This window comes from Kitasatospora sp. Ki12 (assembly GCF_054601375.1).
Genome location: NZ_BAAIHT010000003.1, coordinates 1 through 21,189, shown reverse-complemented (window position 1 = coordinate 21,189; position 21,189 = coordinate 1). Strand labels below are relative to the sequence as shown.

General features: G+C 70.7%; 19 protein-coding genes. 10 read left to right on the top strand and 9 right to left on the bottom strand.

Annotation, left to right across the window (positions count from 1 at the left end; translation table 11 throughout):
• Positions 1-395: 395 nt before the first annotated feature.
• The gene (locus ACYP53_RS30910; RefSeq protein ID WP_459649869.1) at positions 396-1,679 is read right to left on the bottom strand and encodes a heparan-alpha-glucosaminide N-acetyltransferase domain-containing protein; all 1,284 of its coding nucleotides are present in this window, start codon (positions 1,677-1,679) and stop codon (positions 396-398) included.
• Between the two features lie 281 nt (positions 1,680-1,960).
• On the opposite strand from ACYP53_RS30910, the gene ACYP53_RS30905 reads away from it, so the two are divergent.
• Both ACYP53_RS30905 and ACYP53_RS30900 read left to right on the top strand, forming a co-directional pair.
• Positions 1,961-2,158 (top strand): hypothetical protein, encoded by a 198-nt coding sequence (locus ACYP53_RS30905; RefSeq protein WP_459649868.1) that lies wholly within the window; start codon positions 1,961-1,963, stop codon positions 2,156-2,158.
• A 48-nt stretch (positions 2,159-2,206) separates the two neighbouring features.
• The gene (locus ACYP53_RS30900) at positions 2,207-2,422 is read left to right on the top strand and encodes a hypothetical protein (RefSeq protein WP_459649867.1); all 216 of its coding nucleotides are present in this window, start codon (positions 2,207-2,209) and stop codon (positions 2,420-2,422) included.
• Positions 2,423-2,895: 473 nt separating this feature from the next.
• Here the strand turns inward: ACYP53_RS30900 and ACYP53_RS30895 are convergent, their stop codons facing one another.
• On the bottom strand, positions 2,896-4,686 hold the full coding sequence (locus tag ACYP53_RS30895) for an ABC transporter ATP-binding protein (protein WP_459649866.1): 1,791 nt from the start codon (positions 4,684-4,686) through the stop codon (positions 2,896-2,898).
• Between the two features lie 211 nt (positions 4,687-4,897).
• Between ACYP53_RS30895 and ACYP53_RS30890 the strand changes: the two genes are divergently transcribed.
• Entirely contained in the window at positions 4,898-5,584 is a 687-nt protein-coding gene (locus ACYP53_RS30890) for a response regulator (protein ID WP_459649865.1), read from the top strand.
• A 16-nt stretch (positions 5,585-5,600) separates the two neighbouring features.
• Here ACYP53_RS30890 and ACYP53_RS30885 read toward each other — a convergent pair whose 3' ends face one another.
• The gene (locus ACYP53_RS30885; RefSeq protein WP_459649864.1) at positions 5,601-6,935 is read right to left on the bottom strand and encodes a cation:proton antiporter; all 1,335 of its coding nucleotides are present in this window, start codon (positions 6,933-6,935) and stop codon (positions 5,601-5,603) included.
• Positions 6,936-7,528: 593 nt separating this feature from the next.
• Here ACYP53_RS30885 and ACYP53_RS30880 point away from each other — a divergent pair.
• Entirely contained in the window at positions 7,529-8,629 is a 1,101-nt protein-coding gene (locus tag ACYP53_RS30880; protein ID WP_459650931.1) for a sensor histidine kinase, read from the top strand.
• Between the two features lie 226 nt (positions 8,630-8,855).
• Here the strand turns inward: ACYP53_RS30880 and ACYP53_RS30875 are convergent, their stop codons facing one another.
• Positions 8,856-9,881, bottom strand: coding sequence for a LacI family DNA-binding transcriptional regulator (locus tag ACYP53_RS30875; protein ID WP_459649863.1), 1,026 nt, complete (start codon positions 9,879-9,881; stop codon positions 8,856-8,858).
• Positions 9,882-10,124: 243 nt separating this feature from the next.
• On the opposite strand from ACYP53_RS30875, the gene ACYP53_RS30870 reads away from it, so the two are divergent.
• Positions 10,125-11,381: a sugar ABC transporter substrate-binding protein gene (locus tag ACYP53_RS30870; protein ID WP_459649862.1), complete on the top strand. Its 1,257-nt coding sequence runs from the start codon at positions 10,125-10,127 to the stop codon at positions 11,379-11,381.
• Between the two features lie 239 nt (positions 11,382-11,620).
• Here the strand turns inward: ACYP53_RS30870 and ACYP53_RS30865 are convergent.
• Positions 11,621-12,510, bottom strand: a protein-coding gene (locus tag ACYP53_RS30865) for an IS5 family transposase (RefSeq protein WP_459648145.1) whose coding sequence is annotated in 2 segments (ribosomal slippage) — positions 11,621-12,156 and positions 12,156-12,510 — 891 coding nt in all. Because the reading frame shifts where the segments join, the coding sequence is not laid out codon by codon here.
• A gap of 32 nt (positions 12,511-12,542) precedes the next feature.
• On the opposite strand from ACYP53_RS30865, the gene ACYP53_RS30860 reads away from it, so the two are divergent.
• The 3 genes from ACYP53_RS30860 (at position 12,543) to ACYP53_RS30850 (ending at position 15,437) form a co-directional block, all read left to right on the top strand.
• Positions 12,543-13,526 carry a hypothetical protein gene (locus ACYP53_RS30860; protein ID WP_459648551.1) on the top strand — a complete coding sequence of 328 codons (984 nt, stop codon included), beginning with the start codon at positions 12,543-12,545 and terminating at the stop codon, positions 13,524-13,526.
• A gap of 78 nt (positions 13,527-13,604) precedes the next feature.
• Positions 13,605-14,858: a NucA/NucB deoxyribonuclease domain-containing protein gene (locus ACYP53_RS30855; protein ID WP_459648550.1), complete on the top strand. Its 1,254-nt coding sequence runs from the start codon at positions 13,605-13,607 to the stop codon at positions 14,856-14,858.
• Positions 14,859-14,891: 33 nt separating this feature from the next.
• Positions 14,892-15,437 carry a hypothetical protein gene (locus ACYP53_RS30850; protein ID WP_459648549.1) on the top strand — a complete coding sequence of 182 codons (546 nt, stop codon included), beginning with the start codon at positions 14,892-14,894 and terminating at the stop codon, positions 15,435-15,437.
• Between the two features lie 330 nt (positions 15,438-15,767).
• Here ACYP53_RS30850 and ACYP53_RS30845 read toward each other — a convergent pair whose 3' ends face one another.
• A complete protein-coding gene (locus ACYP53_RS30845; RefSeq protein ID WP_459648548.1) occupies positions 15,768-16,394 on the bottom strand; it encodes a DUF6000 family protein in 627 nt (208 codons plus the stop codon).
• Between ACYP53_RS30845 and ACYP53_RS30840 the strand changes: the two genes are divergently transcribed.
• Positions 16,389-16,520, top strand: coding sequence for a transposase (locus ACYP53_RS30840; RefSeq protein ID WP_459648547.1), 132 nt, complete (start codon positions 16,389-16,391; stop codon positions 16,518-16,520). The two genes, ACYP53_RS30845 and ACYP53_RS30840, sit on opposite strands and share 6 nt — an antisense overlap.
• Positions 16,521-16,556: 36 nt before the next feature.
• Complete coding sequence (locus tag ACYP53_RS30835) at positions 16,557-16,682, top strand: hypothetical protein (RefSeq protein ID WP_459648546.1); 126 nt, start codon at positions 16,557-16,559, stop codon at positions 16,680-16,682.
• A 315-nt stretch (positions 16,683-16,997) separates the two neighbouring features.
• On the opposite strand, the gene ACYP53_RS30830 is transcribed toward ACYP53_RS30835, so the two are convergent.
• The 3 genes from ACYP53_RS30830 to ACYP53_RS30820 all read right to left on the bottom strand — a co-directional run.
• Entirely contained in the window at positions 16,998-18,497 is a 1,500-nt protein-coding gene (locus ACYP53_RS30830; RefSeq protein ID WP_459648545.1) for a hypothetical protein, read from the bottom strand.
• Positions 18,494-19,822: an aKG-HExxH-type peptide beta-hydroxylase gene (locus ACYP53_RS30825; protein WP_459648544.1), complete on the bottom strand. Its 1,329-nt coding sequence runs from the start codon at positions 19,820-19,822 to the stop codon at positions 18,494-18,496. The genes ACYP53_RS30830 and ACYP53_RS30825 overlap by 4 nt, the downstream gene beginning before the upstream one ends.
• The coding region (locus ACYP53_RS30820) for an FxsB family cyclophane-forming radical SAM/SPASM peptide maturase (RefSeq protein WP_459649861.1) at positions 19,819-21,189 on the bottom strand (1,371 nt) is incomplete at its 5' end. The genes ACYP53_RS30820 and ACYP53_RS30825, both read right to left, overlap by 4 nt.

Below are 21,189 nucleotides of genomic sequence, written 5' to 3'. Positions count from 1 at the left end.
CTGCTTGGCCTGGTCGTCGTCCTGGCGAACGCGTTGGTGAAGTGATGACACGGCAGGCGCGCTGACGTCCGGCCCCGCGGGTGGCGGAGCCGGACGAACGGACGGCCGGCGTCCTCCCCGAGGCCGGCGAATCGGGGTGCGGGCCCGGACGCCGGAGGATCTTCCGGTTCCCGGGCCTGCCCGTGGACGGCGGCGGCCTGCCGTCACCGTGCTGCGGCCGTCGTCATGCCGGCCGCAGCTGCGCCGTTGCTTCCCGGCGGTGCTCCTTGCGTGACGCCTCGGCCTGTCCTGCGGTGCCCGACGGGCGGGCGAGCGCGCCGCCTGCTGGAGTGGCTGCGGGCGGACACACCGCGCACGGGCTGCGCAGCCACTCCCCGGAACCGTTCGGTCGGCGGTCACCTGACGAACGTGGCGGGCTTGGTGGCGAGGTTGACGAGGTACTCCAGGGGTCCGCGGCGGAAGAAGCGGGACCAGACCGCGGCGAACAGGACGGCGCCGGCGATGAAGCACAGCAGTGGCGTGGTGGAGGCGGCGGTGTCGCCGAGCGGCACGCTCAGTGCCATGGAGGCCACGAAGTGCCCGACGTACGCCGTCAGTGACATCGTGCCGACGGCGATGACCGGGGTCAGCAGCCGCCGGAGCCACGGCAGGCCGGTCATCGCGACCGTCGCGCCGACCAGCACGGTGATCGCGACTCCCAGGCTGCCGGCCATGTCGAACGTCGACCCGCTGTGCGGCTGGGCGAGCAACAGCATCCAGGCATCGGCGCTGTCGGCCGCTCCGGCGTCGCCACCGGACTTCAGGGCCGCCTTGCCCATCTCGGATGCGGAGTCGAGGGCCGACGAGCTGCCGGAGCCACCGGCGGCCCGGCCCGACGGCTGCTGTGCGAGGTCGTGGAGTCGGTCGGAGAAGCGGGCCAGCAGGAGGGGCACGCCGTATCCGAAGGCGATGAGCGCGGCGCCGAGTGCGGTGAGCCGTCGCCGCACGGTGACGGCGGACAGGTCGAGGCGGCCCAGTGCCATGCCGGTGACCACGTACGTCATCCAGGTGACGGTCGGGTAGAAGCCGGTGAGCAGGAGGTCCAGGACGCCGACGTCGCTGAGCTGCTTGAGCGGGTCGTAGGCGTTGACGGCCGCCTCGACGGGACCGGCCACCAGCGCCTTCAGCCCGTACTGCAGGAGCGGGGTGACCACGGCGAGGACGGCCGCGATGATCGCGAGCGTCCTGGCCGGCAGCCGGAGCAGGGGCAGGGCGAGCAGGAAGTACACGCCGTAGAAGGCGAGGATCACCACGGATCCGGCGCCGGCCGCCGCGAGCGCGGTGCCCATCGCGATCAGGACTCCGGCACGGATCGCGATGCGGGCCTTCGCCTGACGGCCCGCCAGTCCCGTCTTCGGTTCGCGGCGCCCGGCGATCAGCATCAGCGAGAACCCGGCGAGCGTCGCGAAGAGCACCGACGCGCGCCCTTCCGACAGCTGCAGCAGCCAGCCGCCGACACCGCCCACGGAGGCCGCCTGCGGACCGATGTGCACGGCGTACATGCCGAACACGGCCAGCGCGCGGGCCAGGTCCACGCCCACCAGCCGACCGGTGGACGCGGGCTTCGCCGACGGAGCGGGGTCGGGTCCGGCAGGGGCGTTCGACGGTGGCGACGTCCGCGTGGGATCCATGGGTGTCATGGCGCCAATCTCGCCGTCCGCGGCCGGTGCGGACCATCCGGCGGGTTTCCGTGCCACCCCCGCCGATCGGCCGGGCCGCCCCCGCCGTACGCCTGCCGCAGCATCGCCCGGCGGCGCCGCGGCCCACGGGAGGCCGGTCCCAGGAACCAGCCACCCGGGCGGCCGCCGGGAACGGCTGCCGCTGCTCCCGCCGACCGGCGGAGAAGCGGCGGCCATCCGGCGGGGTACCCCCGGCTCCCCGCCGGATGGGATCCGCAACCGCCCGCCGACAGGGTGGGAGCGTGTCTGCGAACCCACTCTCCCGAACCGCCCGCCCCACCGGCAGGCTGCGGCAGCGCGCCGCCGCCTCGACGGTCTGGTACCTGCGGCTGGTCGCACTGCTGAACCTGGTGGCGGTGCGGCCCTGGTCCTGCTCGCCGTGGCCTCCGGACCGCAGGGCGGCCACCACGCCGCGCCGGCCTTCCACTGGTGGCTGCTGATCGCCACCACCGTGGTGATCGTCGGCGGGAGCCGAGGGCCACCAGCGAGTGGCCCTGCTCGCCGCCCGCACCCTGGGACTCCACACGGCGCAGGACCCGCAAGTCCCCTGGCCCGCCGAGCCGCCCCGCTCCACCGCGGCGCACTACCGGGAGGACTTCCACTGGGCTCGCACGTACCTGGCGCCCTGGGTCGGCCGCCGCCTGCGCGGCGAGACCTCCGGTGACCACCTCGCTCCCAAGCGCCCCGAGCCGACCCCGGTCTGACACTGCCATCGGCACGCCGTAGGCGGCAGTGGTGAGCCGTGGCTGCTCACCCAGTTCGCGGCGGAGACGGTGACCGGTGGCAGTCGGCCCGTCGGCGGCATCCGTCCGTGACGGCACTGGACCCGTCAGCCCTGCTCGCCCCCGCGTGACTGGAGAAGGGCCTGCTCCCGGCCGAGCGGCTCAGCGCAGTGCTGCGTCGCGTCGCGTCCATCCCGCGTACCCGGGCAGGCCGGACCGGCCGGCGCGGGGATCGGCAGCACCGCCTCGGGGGTGTGGGCGTTGTGACGCTCGGCCCTGGCCTCTCATGGAATATTCGCCCATTTCTGATGGGAATCCGACAGCCCGGCTACGCACAATCCCCACACTGCCGGAGCGGCATCCCCTGGACCTCTACGGACGTCCGCCCCGTGCCCGGCGCCGGACCGCGCGGTGCCTGCTTCGGCATCGCGCGGCCGCGTGTACGGCGCGTGAGGTCAGCGAGCCGGGGTCAGCAGTTGGGTGCTGGCCAGTTCGGCGTAGAGCTCGTCCTGCTCGACGAGTTCCGCGTGGGTGCCGACGGCCCGGACCCGGCCCGCGTCCATCACCACGATCCGGTCGGCGCCGGTGACCGTGGACAGGCGGTGGGCCACGACCAGGACGGTGGTCTCCCGGGCCGCCTGCGCCACGATGTCCCGCACCGCGAGCTCGTTGACGGCGTCGAGTTGTGAGGTCGCCTCATCGAGGAGCAGCAGGCGGGGCTTGCGCAGCAGCGCGCGGGCGATGGCGACGCGCTGGCGCTCGCCGCCGGAGAGCCTGGAGCCGCGGTGCCCGACCAGGGTGTCCAGGCCGTCGGGCAGACGGGCAACGAGAGCGTCGAGCCTGGTACGGGCCAGGACGTCGGCCAGCTCCTGGTCGGAGGCGTCGGGTGCGGCGAAGAGCAGGTTCTCGCGGAGTGTGCCGGCCAGGACCGGGGCGTCCTGCTCGACGTAGCCGATGGTGGAGCGCAGCCGGGGCAGGGACCAGTCGCGGACGTCTTCGCCGTCGACCAGCACGCGTCCGCCGGTCGCGTCGTGGAAGCGTTCGAGCAGGGCGAAGACCGTGGACTTGCCCGCGCCGGACGGGCCGACGAAGGCGGTCATCCCGCCGGCCGGCACGTCGAAGGTCATCTCGTGATGGATTTCGGGCAGGTCTGGACGGTAGCGGAAGGACACGCGGTCGAAGCGGACCGACGCCGGGCCTGCGTCCGGGCGGGAAGGGGCGGGCAGGGTGAGCCGGCGCAGTTCCCGGTCTTCGGTGGCGAGCCGCTGTGCCCGGGTGATCCGGGAGATCGCGGCCGCACCCTCCTGGTACTGGGAGGCGGCGTCGACCAGCCGGGACACCGGTTCGATCAGGTAGAAGACGTACAGCAGGAAGGCGATCAGCGTGGACACCGGGATCGCCCCGGACGCGACCCGGGCCCCGCCGACCGCGAGCACCGCCAGGAACGCCAGCTCGACGGCGAGGACGTCCGCGGACTTCGCGAGTGCTTCCCACTTGGCGCCGCGCACGCCGTGATGCCAGGCCCGTTGGGCGGCGGCCGTCACCCGGGCGGTCTCCCGTTCCTCGGCGCCGGACGCCTTCACGGTGCGGTAGGCACCGAAGGCGCGTTCCAGTTCGGTGGAGATCTCGCCGACCGCCTCCTGTGAGCGTTCGGTGGCCTCGGAGATCTTCGGCATCACCAGGGCGACGGCCCCGCCGACCACGGCCACGACGCCGAGCGTCACGCCCAGCAGGACCGGGTCCAGGACGGCCATCAGCGCGACGGCCGCCACCAGGGTGACCACACCGGTGGCGCCGGAGACCAGTTCCCGGGTGGTGACGGCGCGCAGCAGCGTGGTGTCCGAGGTGACGCGGGACATCAGGTCGCCCGGCGGGATCCGGTCCACCTCCGAGATCCGCAGGCGCAGCAGCCGTCCGATCAGGCTTCGCCGGGCGGCCAGCACGACGGACTCGGCGGTGCGCTCCAGCACATAGCCGCTGAGCGCCTCGAACACCGTGCCCAGCAGCACGAGCACGGTCAGGGACAGCACGATCGCGGTGATGGCCTGGCCGGAGGAGAGCCGGTCCACCAGCGCCTTGGTGGCCAGCGGCTGCAGCAGCCCGCCGGCCGAGCCGACCAGTGCGCACAGCAGGCCGAGCGCGACGGTCCACCGGTGCGGCCGGACATAGCCGTACAGCGCCTTGAACGTCGCCCGTGCGGACAGCGGCGCGACGTCCGCGTTCGACGGGTCGGATGCGGTGTTCACAGGATTCCTCTCGATCGACGGCGTACCGGTCCAGCGTGGAGGCCCGCCGGGCCCCGGCCCATCCGGTGACCGTCCGGACCACCCCCGCCCCCTGGCTGAACCGCCCCCGCCGGGTGGCACACCCGGCCGTGCCCGTGGCCCCTGTGCGCCGGTGTGGGCGGGCACGGGATCATGGGTCGGTACGGGACGGCTCGTGAACGACGGAGGACGTGTGATCCGGGTAGTGGTGGTGGACGACGAAGCGCTGATCAGGTCGGGGTTCGGCATGATCCTCAACGCGGCGGACGACATCGAGGTGGTGGCCACCGCCGTCGGCGGACGAGCCGTCGCCACCGTCCGGGAACACCGGCCGGACGTCGTCCTGCTCGACATCCGCATGCCGGATGTGGACGGGCTCAGCGTGCTGCGGGAACTGGTCGCGCTGCCCTCGCCTCCGGTGGTGGCGATGCTCACCACCTTCGACACGGACGAGTACATCCTGGCCGCGCTGAACTCGGGGGCGGTCGGCTTCCTGCTCAAGGACACCGAGCCCGAGCACCTCGCCCCGCAGGTACGCACCCTCGCGGCGGGCGGGGTCGTCCTGTCGCCGAAGGCGTCCGAGAGCCTGCTGCGCGGCCACCCCGGCAGCGGCCCTGCCGTGGTGGACGAGGAAGCCGCACGGGTCGACCGGCTCACCGGCCGGGAACGGGAGGTGCTGGTGCTGATGGCCGAGGGGCTGTCCAACGCCGACATCGGCGCACGCATCCACCTGGGGACCGGCACGGTGAAGGACCACGTCAGCGCGATCCTCACCAAGCTCAGGGTCGGTGGGCGGGTGCAGGCCGCGCTGCTCGCCCAGCGCGCGGGCCTGCTGGCCGACGTCCCGAACGGGATGGGTGATACGCCGCGGCGCCTGTGACGTGGGGTATCGAGGCTCACTCGCGCCGTGGGGCGGCCGAGGAGCGAGGAGCCTCGTCTCCCCGGACGTCCCGGACATCACCGACCTCTTCTGCGCTCCCGGCATCCACCGCCTTCTCCGGACGGGGCCGGGCCTTGCCGCGCAGCGCGCGGGCGATGGCCAGCGAACCACCGCCGTGCAGCAGGATGCTGCCGAGGACGACGACGACCATGGCGTCGAGTGCGCTGTTGGCCGCCGGCCCGTCCGGGAGGGCGTTGAAGGCGAGCAGCCCGAACACGATCGAGGTGGTGCCGCGCGGACCGAGTGCGCCGACCATCAGCCGCTCGGCCCGGCTGAACCGGGAGCCGAGCAAGGACAGCAGGACCGGCACGATCCGCAGTACGGTGAGCGCGGCCGCGCACAGCACCAGCACCGGCCAGTCGACGCCGACGACGAACGTGAGCACCACCGCGTTGCCGAAGAAGAACCACATGACCATGGTCATCATGGCGCTGGTGTCCTCGAGCAGCTGGAAGTCCGAGCCGACCGGCACTGCGGCGCCGTGGCGCTCCGGGGCCCGCCTCACGTACCGGAAGGCGACACCGGCCACGAACGAGGCGACGAAGCCGTTGCCGTGCGCCGCGGTGGTCGAGGTGTAGGCCAGCAGCGGGACGATCAGCACCAGGATCCGGCGGGACTGGTCGGTCATCCAGTGCGCGCGCTGGGCGAGGTTCATCAGCCAGGCGAGCACCGCGCCCACCAGCGCGCCGAGCACCAGCGCCTTGACCGCGAACGGCACGGTCGTGCCCAGCGCCCCCAGCGGCGTGCGCTTCTCGGCCGTCGACCCGGCCAGCACCAGCGCGAACAGGAAGAGCGGCGACACGATGCCGTCGTTGTAACCGCTCTCCACGTTGAGCACGCTGCGCACTCGCGCGGGGATCCGCCGGTCGCGGACCAGGATCTCGGCCGGGGCGAAGTCGGTCGGGATGACGACGCAGGCGATCAGCAGCAGCACCGCGACCGGCAGATCCGGCAGCAGCAGCCCGCCGAGCAGGACCGTCGCGCCGAGACTCAGCGGCAGCGCCACCAGCAGGACCCGGGCCGCCGAGCCCGGGTCCCGGCCGAACAGCCGTCCGCCCCGCAGCTCGGTGGCGTCGACGAAGAGGAGCACGGCCAGGATGATCTCCGCCACACGCTGGGCGACCTCGGAGTTCATCGCGGCGGCGATCTCGCTGTGCGTGAACAGGCCGGTGACCACACCCGCGAGCACCAGCACCAGCGGTGCCCGTACGTGCCGGCGCTCCAGCCGCCCGGCGACGAGCGACCAGCCGGCCACCACCGCGGTGATCACGATCAGGACAGGGATCAACAAGGGAACTTCCGCTTTCGAACGGGAACAGGGGTGACACCCCCACTGCCCCGCTGGGCGAAGGGGAGTGTCCGTCGGCCTTCAGTACATGCCGGACACGGTCCAGGACGGGCGAAGGTGCGGCGGGACGCCGGTTCGTGTCGGGGGTGACCACGCCCATTCCAGCGGGCGATCCGCTCCCGGTCACTCCGCCGACAGCCGGGCACACCCCCGCCGACCGGCGGAACACCTTCGACGGGGGCGGATTCCCCTGCCGACCGGATGAGATCACCCCGCCGGGTGGCCGGAGCTGCCGTCCGGCCTCCGCTGCGACGACGCCGAAGCCTTAGGGTCGGCTCCGACGGAACACCTGCCGGAGCGGGTTGCGGACCGACTCAGCCCGGCCACACCCGGTCGACGACCCACGTCGGTCACCTCGGGTCCGTCGACCACGAGCCGGGGCCGTGGCGGCAGGAACGGATCAGAGCGAAGGCGAGGCGGCACACATGGGCAAGGAGGCGGTGACGGACCAGGAGGCGCTGGTCAGTCGGACGGGGCCGACCGAGGAGCGGCCGCAGGTGGACGCGACGGGCCGGGCCCGCGCGCTGTGGGCACGGGTGCCCGCTCCCGTCGTGGACGGCGCCCTGGTCGCGGCGGCGGGCATCGACAGCTGGCTGAACCTCACCGAGGATCCGGCGCCCCTCGACTGGGCGGTGGCCGCGCTCGCCTGCGCCGCGCTGGCACTGCGGCGCAGGTTCCCCCTCGGCGTGCTGCTGCTCACCCTGCCGATCGCCTTCACCCAGGACGACATCGCCCTCGCACCGATCGTGGCGCTGTTCACCCTCGCCGAACGCTCCCGTAACCGCCGGCTGCTCGCGTTCTGCGCCCTCGGTACCGCGCTGGCCAGCATCGTCCCGTGGTCCCTCGGCGGCCCGTTCGAGGTCAGCCGGACCTTCACCCTGGTCACGTTCGTGTACAGTCTCGCCACCGCGGCCGCCGCCGTGCTGTTCGGACAACTCCTCCAGACCCGCAGGGACCTGGAGCGGCAGATGGCCGAGACCGAGGAGGCCAGGGAGCACGAGCGGATCCTGCACGCCCAGACCGTACTCGCCCGCGAACGCGCCCAACTGGCCCGCGAGATGCACGACGTGGTCTCCCACCAGGTCAGCCTGATCGCCGTGCGCGCCGGGGCACTCCAGATGTCCACCCGGGACGAGGACGCCAAGGACGCCGCCCGCACCATCCGCTCCCTGAGCGTCACCACGCTGGACGAACTGCGCACCATGGTCAGGCTGCTGCGCGCCTCCGGAGGCCGCGACACCGAACTGACCCCCCAGCCCACCCTGGCCGACCTGCACCGGCTCGTGGACTCCAGCGGCATCGAGACCCGCCTGACCGGAGAGCTGCCGCCCGACCTCGGCGCCGCCGCCCAGCGGGCCGTGTACCGGACGGTCCAGGAAGCGCTGACCAACGCCCGCAAGCACGCCCCCGGTGCCACCGCGACCGTCGAACTCCGGCAGGACGGGACCGGCGTCGGGGTGACCGTCACCAACAGCGCGCCCGCCCGCCCCTCCCTCGCCCTGCCCAGTTCCCAGCAGGGCCTGATCGGCCTGCGCGAACGCGCCGAGATCCTGCACGGCACCCTCGAGTCCGGCCCGACGACTGAAGGCGGCTACCGGGTCAGCCTGCGTATCCCCCTCACCGCCGACAGCAGCTGAGCTCACCGGACACTCCCCGCCCACCGAGCCGGGAGCTGCGCGGCGGGCAGCTCCCGCCACCGGGCGCGGGTGCGCCCCCGGGGTGCCGACCCATCTGGACGACCACGACCTCGGTGGCTGTGCGGGAAAGGGCGCTGTTACCGGAGGGCCATGACCCACTGCGTTCGGATCCGGCAAGGAGAAGCGGAACCGCTCGGAGGGCGTACGCCGCGGTGCCTCGTCCGGGCTAGGTGGCGCGCACGGGGCCGGTGCTGCCGCGCAGGGAGACCGGCGGGGCCAGCAGGATGTTGCGGAAGGGGGTCGTGGGGTCGGCGATGCGTTCGAGCAGCAGGTCCATGGCCTGGGTGCCGATGTCCTGGGCCGGTACGTCCGCGGCGGTCAGTGGGGGGCGGAACTCCTCGGCCCAGGTGCGGCCGACGACGCCGGTGATGGAGAAATCCCCGGGCACGTTGAGGCCGGCCTCCTCCAGGCCGCGCTGGATTCCGGGTAGCGCGGCCTCGTTGATGGTCGCGATCGCGGTGACGTCGGGGTGCTCGCGCAGGAGTCGGGTGGCGCATACCAGACCGGCGGCCGCGTCGTCCCCGCACTCCAGGTCGATGCCCTGGATGCCCCGCTGGGCGAGGGCCGCGGTGAACCCGTCACGGGCCCGGTGCCCCGGCCCGTAGCCGGCTGCCATCAGTTCGACCGAGCGGTTGACCAGCGCGATGCGGGTGTGGCCCAGGTCCGCGAGGTGGTGCACGCACTGGTTGATCACGGTGGCGTAGTCGACGTCGATCCAGCACATCTCGTGGGCGCGGGCGGTGTGCCCGATGCCGACGAACGGCAGCTTGGCGTTCTGCAGCCTGCGGACCCGGGAATCCTCCAGGCGGATCTCCATCAGGATCACCCCGTCGACGCGCCCTCCGGAGAGGAGGCGCTCGAACGACCGGTCGTGGTCTCCCCCGGAGGGGGACAGCAGGACGTCCAGGTCGGCACGGGCTGCGGCTTCGACCACGCTGGCCACGAAGCCGAGCTGCATGTGGGTCAGCCGCCTGCTGGCGGGAGGGATCACCAGGCCGATGGTCCGGGTCCGGCCTTCCTTGAGCGCGCGGGCCGCGGCGTTGGGCCGATAGCCGAGCTCGTCGATGACGTCCTGGATGCGCTTGCGGGTGGCGTCCGAGACCGAGCGCTTGCCGCTGAGCGCGTAGGAGACGGTGCTCCGCGAGACGCCTGCGCGGCTGGCGATCTCCCCGATGTTCATCGCTGTCCTCATGTCGCGGCTGATAGTCGAACCGATTCGGTAGACGGTAGTGCGCTTCTCCGCGAGCCGCAAGCCGCACGGCATGGCTGCCCACGGGTGGCACGCACTCCAGCCCCCAGTCGCTCCGCGATGAAGTTCGACCGGGCTATTGACGGCCTCAGATGCCAGTCCTATGTTCCTGTCGAACCGATTCGCGCAATCGATTCGACATAGGGCCGTAACACGGAAGTCCGTAAGACCGAAGGGTTCAGTGCCATGAACAGATCCACCGGTTGGCGGCTCGCCGCCGCCTCGCTCGCTGCCGTCGTCCTCGCCTCCGCCGGCACCGCGTGCTCCTCCTCGACCGGGACGTCCGCCGCCGACGGGGGAAGCGCCTCCGCCGGCGGGACCTACACCGTCTGGGACCCGTACCCGCAGTTCGACGCCGGCTCGGCCTGGGCCAAGCTGCTGGACACCTGCGGCAGCCAGGCCGGCGTGCAGATCAAGCGGACCGCCTTCGACACCAGCGACCTGACCACCAAGGCGCTGCTCGCGGCGCAGCAGGGCAACTCGCCGGACGTGCTGATCGTCGACAATCCGGTGGTCTCGACGCTCGCCGAGGCCGGTGTGCTGACCTCGGCCAGGGAGAGCAAGGTCGACACCTCGGCGGTGTCGCCCAATCTGCTCGCGGCCGGTCAGAGCGGCGGCGAGACGTTCGGCACTCCGATCGGCGCGAACACCCTGGCGCTGTACTACAACAAGGCGGTCCTGAACGCCGCCGGCGTGGACGTCGCCTCGATCAAGGACTGGGCATCGCTGACCGCCGCCCTGACGAAGGTGAAGGCCGCGGGCAAGAAGGGCATCACCTTCTCCGGGATCGGCACCGAGGAGGGGAGCTTCCAGTTCCTCCCGTGGTTCTGGGGATCCGGTGCGCAGCTCACGCACCTGGACTCCGCCCAGGCCGCTTCCGCGCTGTCCCTGTGGACCGACTGGGTCAAGCAGGGCCTGGCCCCCAACTCGGTCATCAACAACACGCAGACCACCAGCTGGCAGGAGTTCGCCACCGGTGAGTTCGCCTTCGCGGAGAACGGCACCTGGCAGCTGGCGAACGCGAAGAAGGCCGGCTTCGAGTACGGGGTCATCCCGGTCCCCGGCATGACCGGTGGCACCGCCCCGGCCCCGACCGGTGGCGAGTTCGTCACCGTCCCGGTCCAGAAGAAGACGGCCCGCTACAGCGTCTCGGACAAGCTGGTGTCCTGTCTGACCAGCGCGGACAACTCCTACGCCACCGACGCCACGCTGTCCTACATCGCCCCCACCCCCACGGTGCAGGACAAGCAGGCCGCCGCTGACCCCGACCTGAAGGCGTGGGTCGACGCGGTCAAGGCCGCCAAGGGCCGCACCAGCGACGACCTGGGCACCAAGTACCCCAAGATCTCCGAGCAGTTGTGGACCTCGGTCCAGGCCGCGCTGACCGGCTCCAAGTCGCCGCAGGCCGCACTGTCCGCAGCGCAGTCGGCCGCTGCCCATTAGGGCGTGTCTGACAATTCCCGCCGGGCGGTCGCCGCCGGAGCACGTACCTCGCCGGCTTGTCGTCGGTCGCCGATGGCCCCCAGTCTCCGGCCGGGAGGTACCCCCACCGCATGGACTCTCCCCAGTCTCCGGCCGGGAGGTACCCCCGTCCTCCGCACCGCCGAGGGCACACACTCCAACGCCGCCCGCTGATCCGACGCGAATCGTCAGACACGCCCTAAGGCGTGTCTGACAAATGATCATCTGGCCGGTTCGCGGAGCCAGAGGATCAGGGAGGCCAGGACGACTCCAGCGCGGTAGCGGTCGGCGAGCTTGTCGAACCTGGTGGCGATCGCGCGGAACTGCTTGAGGCGGGCGAAGCATCGTTCGACCACGTTCCGATCGCGGTAGATCTCCTTGTCGAAGGCGGGCGGCCGACCGCCGAGGCGCCCGCGGCGTCGGCGATTGGCCACCTGGTCGCGGCGTTCGGGGATCGTGGCAGCGATGCCCCGACGCCGCAGCAGATGCCGGATCGCCCTGCTGGAATAGGCCTTGTCGCCCAGCACCCGCAACGGTGTCGTGCGCGGGCGGCCTGTTGCGGCTCGCGGGACGTGGATCCCGTCCAGGACCTCGGCGAACGTGGTGGCGTCGTTGACGTTGCCCGGGGTGAGCACGATCGACAGCGGCAGGCCGCGGCCGTCGACGGCGAGGTGGACCTTCGTGGTCAGCCCGCCTCGGGACCGGCCGAGGGCCTGGCGCGTCTGTGAGCGGCCCGGATCTTCCAGTTCGTCCCCGTCCGCGTCCCCTTTTTGCGGGCGCCGGCGGCGTGCTGGTGGGCCCGGTTGACCGTGGAGTCGACGGCGACGGTCCACTCCACCCGGCCCACGGCGTCGTCGCGGACCTGGACGTGCTCCAGCAGCCTCGCCCAGGTGCCGTCCGCTTCCCAGCGGGCGAACCGCTCGTAGACGGTCTGCCACGGTCCGTACCGCTCGGGCAGGTCGCGCCACGGGGCCCCGGTCCGAAGCCGCCACAGCACACCGTTGACCACCTGCCGGTGATCACGCCACGGGCGGCCACGCCCATCCACCTGCGGCAACAGGGGCTCTATCCGCTCCCACGCCGCGTCCGTCAACTCACCTCGACCTGCCACGAGATCAATTATCAGACAGGCCTTAGGAGGAAGTGACCGACCAGGGCGGGCGGGAGACGGCCATCGACGTCGGCTCGGGCCCGAGCCTGGCGGACGGCAGGAACCACAGCTACCTCCTCCAGCGCCAGGACGACGGCGCGCAGTGGGAGGTCTTCTACGACTTCAACTCGGTCGGCACGACCACCGGACAGAAGCCCGTGTCGCGGGACGCCCATGGGCACCGGATCGATGTCGGACTGGAGGTCAGCCACCCCGAGCACGTGAACGTGCCGGTCGTCGAGAACCGCCCGCAATGGATGGACGAGAACAAGGTCTGGGCACGGTTCGCTCCCGCCAACGCCGCCACGACGCTTGGCCTCGGCAAGTGCGGCGACCTCATGCCAGGCACCACCACCCCCTACACGGCACCGTACTGCTTCACCGCCCAGCAGAACCCCCAGCCGTCGGGCACCATCTCCTGGAACGTCGCCAAACCACTGACGGCCGCCGTTCCTCCCGCGCCGGTGGCACCACGGGGCCAGGCCTCCTCCGTCCCGGCCGCAGGACGGCCGAATGTCTTCAACGGCGTCGACCAGGACACGCTGCACACCTGCTTGCAGAACACCCCCGACGCCTGCCTGACCACCGTGCCCGGTCTCGCCGAATGCCTGCGAACAGCCGGGCATTGCAACACCGAGCAGACGGTCGCATCCGTACGGCGCGAACGCGACGACGTGACCTCGGCGGCCCCAGCCGCCGAACCGAGCTTTGACAGCCTCAAGCTGCGTACCGCCACCGAGTTCGGTGTGCCGGTCAGCTCCCTGAAGGTGAGCGCGGGAACCGTCGGTGACGACACCAGCGGGCGGCGCACGGCCGCACGGTGGGCCGCCGACACCCCGCTGTGGGTGATCACCTCCGACGCCCCCACCCACGGCCGGCAGCAGGCCGGCCCCAGCAGTGACGGCCTCGCCGTGGCCTACACCCAGAGCACGGGCGACATCGTCGACGCCTGCTGGGGTGCGGCATGCAGGCAGTGACACCCGGAGACCTCGACTGGGTCGTACCGCGCCACCCGCAGTCCTGACCACCCGCCCCTCACCTTGGGAGTCCCCTCCGTGAACATACCCACGCGTCGGTTCCTGCGCACCGCGGGCACCGCCGCCTCCGCCCTCCTACTGGCCGCCGCCACAGTCGCCGCCGACCCGGCCGCCGCCCAGGGACCTGGAGCCACCGGGTTCGTCCCCGCCTCCACCGTGCCCGCAGAGGAACTGGCACAGCTCGGCTCGCCCGTCCCCCTCTCCGAGTACATCACCGCGAAGCAGGGCCGCGACCTCGGTACCGCGTCCCTGCACGAGGCCTCGGCCCTCTCCGCCGACGACCCCGGCCTCGAACAGGAATGCGCCAGCCGTTCCGAAGCGGACACGCCTGCGGGCTGGGTCAAGAACCGGTTCGAAACCTGCGTACACCGCCACTACGACGTGGTGCTTCGACGGGAGGACGGCACCGACACGATCGGAAGGCTCCAATTCGACGCGTGGCTCCTCGGCTTCGCCTACGACGGACAGCGGAAGGTCGACTTCGTCGCCAGCGTGAAGGACGTCAAGGTCGCCGCCGTCTCCGGCGAGGACGCCACGAAGTGGTCGATCAACCAGGAGTTCACCCGCCTCGGCGGCCCGGTGACCGACCCCGGAAAGCAGCGACGCGACGATCTCCTCGGGTCGTGGGACACGAACCCCCTCTGGACGCTCACGTACACCTCGGCCGACAACGGCCCGCTGTTCGACCAGGGGAACGACCAGATCGTCAACACCACGGTGACCATGTCGATGAACGTCAAATCGCCCAGTGCACCCGCCCGGGCATGGCAGGAGGCCGACGCCGCCCACTCCGACGTCCGCTTCGACTACGCCGGCCCCAGCGCGGGCAAGCACAAGGGAACCGTCTTCACCGCCGCTCGGGTCGAACTCGTCATGAAGCTCTCCGACCCGCTCGTACGGCAGAGCGCTCGACACATAGCGGACGCGCAGAACAACCCCGAACGCACCTTCCCGTCGTTCAACGCCAAGACCGTCCCCGGCGCGAAGCAGCCCCTGCACCGCCTTGTCAACCGGGAGGAGCAGAAAAAGAACCGTGTTGTCGCGATCAAGACCTGCGAAGACATCTGGGGCGACTACACGAAGTCCGGACTGGAATGCGACGAGTACCCCTTCGCCTCCACCAAGGAAGGCGCGAACAAGGGGGACAAGCGCTACTCCGCACGCCTCATAGACGGCGATGACAACGGCAAGGGCGGCAACATGATCGGTGAGGTCTACTCCGTCAACCGGCTCTTGGACAACGACCCCTTCTACGTGAAGATCGTCCCGTAGCCGAACACCGACCGGAGTAGCAGGGAGACAGCAGTGCCCGTCCTCTTCGAGTTCCGTACCGAAACCTGGCCCGACAACGGCAAGATCGTCGTGTACGACTCGGACGCCACCGTTCCGAGCGACGAAGCCCTCCTCCAGAGCCGACGGGATGTGGTCGGTAGGACCGGTACGCAGATCTACATCCACAGCCTTCAAGGAACCTCCCCCGCCGAGATCCTGGTTCGGGTGTGGGACGGCCCGACACCGGCCGACATCGGTTGGGAAGCGGAGGGCGAACGCGAGGTGGACCTGGACACGCCCACAGGATGTGTGGTCATCCGCGCCTTCTCGCCCGAGATCGCCGGCTGCTTCGACCTGCCGCGCCCGGGACTCTACGAAGGACGCGTCTCCTGGAAGGGGCGCCAGGCCGCCGAGGACCAGCAGAGCAGCCTGCGCGCCCAACTTGCCACGCCTGAAGGCCAACTGAACTCGGACGCCGTCTTCGCGGCCCACCACGAGACGCTCGAAACCTACCGGATCGACCTGTGGTGGACTGCCGAGTCCGAAGACGAGGACGAGGACGAGGACGAGGACGAATAAGCACTACCTACCGTGTGTGGTGCCGCCCGTCGGCGGCACCACACACGGTCGACTTCGTGACCATGGAACTCCAGCACGGTGAGGACGAGGTCGATGTCGACATCCGCCCGCTCTGAGGTCTGCCGACCCACGATCCGGCGGGAGAAGTCGTCGCGGATCGTGGCCGGCCACCGCGCCCTCGCCGGTGGGGGTCAGCGAGATGTCGGCCGCCCACAGCCGGTTCGGGGCGTTCGCGGTGAAGTCGCGCCGCGATCCTGGTCGGTCTGCGGCCAGCGGTCCGTGTTTCCCGTTGTCCCCATCCGCTACCGAGGGCCCTGAGCGGCCGGAGGATCAGTGCCCGGTCTCCAGTGCGGCGAAGCGATCGGCGCACTCCCCGGCGAAGGAGCAGAGCCGGTCCACGAACCGCCGAATGTCCTGCGGATCCCACTCCCTGCGGGCCGGAACGTCCGCCCACTGCTGCCACAGGCCACCTTCGGCAAGGTACCGGGACGCGTGCTCGGTCCCAAGTACGGCGTCGAGGTGCAGCAACGCGCCGAGAGCGAAGCCCTGGTCGTAGTGGAGATCGAGCCGCGGCAAGTAGTGATCAAGGTACCTGCAGAGCGACTCCGCGTCCGCGCCCTCGCCGAACGTGGCAAGAGTGACGCAGTAGGCCGCGCCGGCGTAGGGCCCTTCACTGGCCAGCAGGAGCTCGCCGATCCGACTGCGGAACTCGGTCCTGTCGGCCACGACGACCAGCCAGGAGGCAGTCTTACGCTCCCGCCACCCGCCCTCGAACAGAACGGCGAGCTCAGCGGGAGTGATCTCCGTGGCAGCCTGAACCAACTCGCCCACGAACACCTCGCGCTCAGGCCCGCTCAACCGCAGCATGCCTCCACCCACCCGGAGATACCGGCGCCCGGGCGTGACGAATCGACGGATCAGGCGCATCAGCTCAGGGTCGGTGTAGTCACGTTGCACCCCGCCATCCTGGTCGACCGGCTCGTCGCCATCCCCGGCGTGGGACCGCGGACCGCACAGGTCATCCTTGCGGAGATCGGAACGGACATGGGCCCGTTCCCCACCGCGGACCACCTGGCCTCCTAAGCGAAACTCTCTCCCCGCACCCTCCAGTCCGGCCCGGTGACCACCTCCGCCGGTGCCGGCAAGGGCAACCCGTGGTTACGCGCCGCACTGGGCGAGGCCGCCGCCTCCGCCGCCCGCACCGACACCTTCCTCGGCGCGCGCTACCGCCGCCTGGTCAAATGACGGGGCCACAACCGAGCCCTGGTCGCCGTCGCCCGCTCCATCCTCGTCATCGCCTGGCACCTGATCCACGGCCCCGACACCGCCTACCAGGACCTCGGCCCCGAGTGGTACCACCGCCTCGGCGATCCCACCCGCAAGACCCGCGTCCTCGTCCGGCAACTCGAAAAGCTCGGCCACCAGGTCACCCTCACCACCCAACCCGCAACCTGAACACCCGCCACAGACCCCGCCGGACGGCTCCGCCGCCCGGCGACCATCCCTGCCCTACCGAACCCCGATCTTCCATTCAGCCAGCTTCACCAGTCTGCGGTCCCGTCAGCCGAAGGAGACGACGAATGGGCACTCCGGACCGTGCCGGTCCCCCCGGGCCTCGTAGCCCGCGATGTAGGCCTTTCCTCGCCGCACGTGGATGATGTTGCCGTCGACGGTGCATCGGTCTCCCGCGCGGAGCAGGTCCCCCAGCGGATCGGTGTCCTCGACCGGATACAGGGACCTGGCGCCCGAGTAGGTGAGGGTGACCGTGCCGTCGTCATGGTGGTGGACCGTCTCTCCCTCGAACCCGTACATCCGCAGCTCGGATACGCACAACAGCGGCTTCGACACGGCCGTTTCGATTGCTGCAGCGTAGTGCGGGAGTTCAGTACGGATGACCTCGCGGAGACGGCCGGCGAACTCGAGGGTGGCGGGGCACGCGTAGGAACAGGGCATGTACGGGACCAGGCCGTACAGGGTGTGCCGAAGGTGGGGGTTGCACAGCGGGGAAGGCACGCCCCGGGTGTTGCGCCACGCCGCGTAGTAGGTGTTGTCGGCGTTCCAGTTGTTGCGCTCGCGGAAGAAGTCCTGGCAGCACAAGGGGTAGCCGAGGGCGTCTCCGAACGTGTCATGATCGGCCCGGTGTTTGTCGACCACTTTGCCGTCGACGATCAGCGGGTACCAGCCGGAGCCGACCACCCGGTCCAGGGCAGCCTGGTCACGGGCGAGGAAGACGTGGGCTTCGGCGCCCTCGCGCAGGTCGGGCACGAACGCGGCCCGGGTCGTGGTGAGACGACCCGGGGCCATCCGGGCGATCTGAGGCGAGAGCCTGTCGAAGCAGGCGTCCACGTGGTGGACGAGGCCGAGCGTCTCGGTGAGTGCGCGCAGGGCGGGCCAGCCGTCCCGTGGGACCCACAGGTCCATGGCCGGTTTCAGCCCGTTCGCGACGGCGATGAGTGCGGGGAGCTGGGCGCCACCGCGGGTCGCTTCGGCCAGGTTCCAGTATTGGCCTGAGCGCAGCTCGCGTTCGACCGCCGCGGTCGCCGGCAGGTTCACCGGGCGGACCTGGGCGGGAGCCGTGTCCGTTGCTTCTGGCAGGTGCAGTCCCCATGCCAGGGCCTCCGCCGTCGTGCGTACGTCGTGGTCCGCGGAGAGCGGTTGCCGCCGCGCCATGAGCGCTTCGGTGTGCGTGAGGACGTACAGCGCTTCCTCGCGGCGGCCGAGATGGCGGAGCGCGTAGGCGTAGCACTGCCAAAAGTACGGGCTCCGCGGGCTGTGGTTGACACAAGCCGCGTAGCGCTCGGCGGCGGTGCGGTACTCCTCGCGCACGTACGCGAGATGGGCCGCTGCGAGGTCGAGGATCAGGCCGTCACCCGCGGCGGTGTCCGGGAGGATGCCGACGGTCTTGCCTCCGTGGAGCCGGTGCAGGTCGCGTACAGCCTCCAGCAGGGAGTCCGCCGGGTACCAGCGGTGGACGATCGCGCCCGGGGTCCAGTCCCCCGGGAGACCCAGGGCGTGCAGGGCTGTCTGGGTGGCGGCGTCGTTCTGGGCGGGCCATGTCACAGGCGCCGGGGCGGGGGACGCGGTGGCGGCCGTAGCCGGATGCCGTTCGTCCCACCGGGCACGGTGTGCGGAGCGCTCGCCGTCGATGTGACGGCGGTCGGCCACCGGGGCACGGGCAGGGCTGCCTCACATTCGTTGATCCGGTCGGTGACCGCATCGACGAACGCGGCTCCCAGCGGTGTCAGGGAAGCCGCGCCCCGCAGTTCAACCAGCCCGTCACGGACTTGGCGGACGACCCGGTAGGCGCGGTTCACGACGCTCCGCGTGTCCAGGCCGCCGGCATCTGGAGCGTCCAGGGCCACCTGGTAGAAGTCGGCGACGCTCACGAAGCTGTAGACGGCATGCAGCAGCCCGCTCAGCGGCCTGGGGTCCTCCCGCCAAGGTGAGTAGTGGGTGGCCTCACCGGTGTCGTCGGCGATGAGCGGGTCGAGCGCCAGGACGGCGTTGAGCTTCTGGTGGCCGTGTTCGTGCACCAACGCCTCCGCCGTCGCCATCGGCTCGCCCAGCGCCAGGGCGACCAGACCGGGCGCCTCGTGGAAGCTTCCGCTCACGTGCACGCGCGATGGGTCCGGAGAGATCACCGGGACGATAGCGCCTAGCCCGCCAGCGATCTCCTCGGCGAGGGGCGTGCACACCGCTGCGACGAGGTCGAGGTGGCTGTTCAGCTCGCGCTGCCAGCGCTGTGCCTCGTCGGGGCCTGGTTCCGCGTACGTAAACCGGGCCCGTCCGCCGAGCCTCAGGTCCCGGTCGAGCCAATTCAGCTCCGTGCCGCCGAGGAGCCGTGGCACATGTACGTGGCGTCCGCTCCAGGACAGGTGACCGTTGTCGACGGTCAGGGAGGTACGGGTCCAGGGGGCCGCACCCTCCAAGGCCAGTGCGGAGCCCGGCAGGCTGATCCGTCCCGCGGCGTCCGCGCGGACTTCGGCCGTGAGCCGCCCGTGACCGTGCAGGAGCAGCGCCGAGAGGGTGAACCGTGCGAACTCCCTGAGATGCGGGAGCAGATGCATCGAGGGAAAGCACTCGGGTGCTCGCCGTCCCACGAGGTTCCAGGCCACGTCCACCCAGAACGCCGCGCTCGGATGATTGAGTACCCGCCTCTGCACATCGGCGGGAACGGCCCGGATCGCCTCCAGGCTCGCCGGGAAGCCGGACTCCGCCAAGGTATCGGGGGCTCTCTCGGCGAGCAGTGCGGCGAGCCTGCGGATGCCGACCAGGGTGTGGAGGTACCTGGCCTGGAAGACTGCCCAGGTGGTTCCGGTCCAGCCTTGTGGGGTCGCCAGCGACGTGATGGTGGACCGGTCGAGCTGGGTGGCGGTCACGGTCATCCTGCTTTCCCCTCCTCGCGTCCGACCCGCCTGGGCAGGCGCTGCAAGTCCCTCCGGGCCGTGTCGGTGATCACGCGAATGAGCTTCTTGAGATCGGCGCAGTAGACGGACACGTTCCGGAACCCGTTCGCCCGTGAGTACCGGTGCGGGAAATACCCGCCGCCGCAGATGCGGACCAGCTCACATTCCTGGCAGGTATCCCCGAGGGCCCGCCACTTGTCCTGACGCTCTTGTACCGGGGGCGACTTCAGAGCGGTGTCGAAACTGTCGTCGAAGATGTTTAGACCCAACTCGCAGGCCCCCGGGTAGGTGACCTTCATCGTGTCCACTGCCTGTATCGCGCCGTTGGTCTCGACCACGATGAAATCGACGGGTTGCAGCCCCCACTCCTCGGAACTGTTCACGGCTCCCAGGTAGAGCGCGATGACGTCCCGGAACCGCCTGATCCTGACGGGCTGGGGGCGTTCGCCGTACCACATGTCGAAGATGCGGAGCAGCCAGTCCGCGTACGGGGTGGTGTCCAGCCGCTCCTTTCCCGCGGGCCGCAAGTCATGATGGCCCAGCGGTAGTAGGAAATCGATGGACGGCGGATCAAAGGAGCGGAAGTAGGAGTACGTCTCTGCGGGATCCGACTCGAGGTCGATCACGGCGAGGATCCCTCCCCATAACCCGCGAGCCCGAGGGCTGCTCAGCAGTTCGATCGACCGCTCCACCCGTGCGAAGGACGATCTGCCCGCGTGGTCCAGCCGGTGGCGGTCGTTGATCGCCTGCGGACCGTCCATGCTCAGTCCGAAGGAGACGTTCCACTCCCGGCAGAAGTCCAGGACCTCCTCGGTGTACGGGGTGCCGTTCGTCTGTCCGTTCCAGCGAATCCCGACGTCCGGTGCCGCCCGCGTCACCGTTTCGCAGAGCGCGCGCAGGTACTCCACCCCCAGCAGCAGCGGCTCTCCTCCATGGAGGGTCAGCTCCACCTCGTGCAGGTTGTGTGCCTGTGCGTGCTCGTTGATCCGGTGGCCGAGCTGTGCTGCGGTCTTCATGGACATGCGTATCGGTTGCGACCGCCACGACTGGTCGGCGTGCCGGTAGACGTAGCAGTAGTCGCAGTCGAGGTTGCAACGCGAGGCGACCTTGCAGATGAAGGAGCGGAACGGCTTGATCCCGGGTCCTGGGACCAGGTCAGACATGACCAGACCATGTACTCGAACTGTGTGAGCTGAAACTGCTGAAGGAACTGTGACTGCTGTGGTGGCTGTACTCCGGTCCCGACGCGGGGTCCCGGGTCCGCTGAACATCTCCTCCAGCACCTGGCCGAGTACCGTGCCGTCGAGCGCGTCGATCGACGAGAGATCGAACTCACGCAGTTCGAG

Coding starts and splice junctions, on each gene's coding strand:
- ACYP53_RS30910 (WP_459649869.1), bottom strand. CDS start 1,679: ATGACACCCATGGATCCCACGCGGACGTCGCCACCGTCGAACGCCCCT.
- ACYP53_RS30875 (WP_459649863.1), bottom strand. CDS start 9,881: ATGAGGACAGCGATGAACATCGGGGAGATCGCCAGCCGCGCAGGCGTC.
- ACYP53_RS30870 (WP_459649862.1), top strand. CDS start 10,125: ATGAACAGATCCACCGGTTGGCGGCTCGCCGCCGCCTCGCTCGCTGCC.
- ACYP53_RS30825 (WP_459648544.1), bottom strand. CDS start 19,822: ATGACCGTGACCGCCACCCAGCTCGACCGGTCCACCATCACGTCGCTG.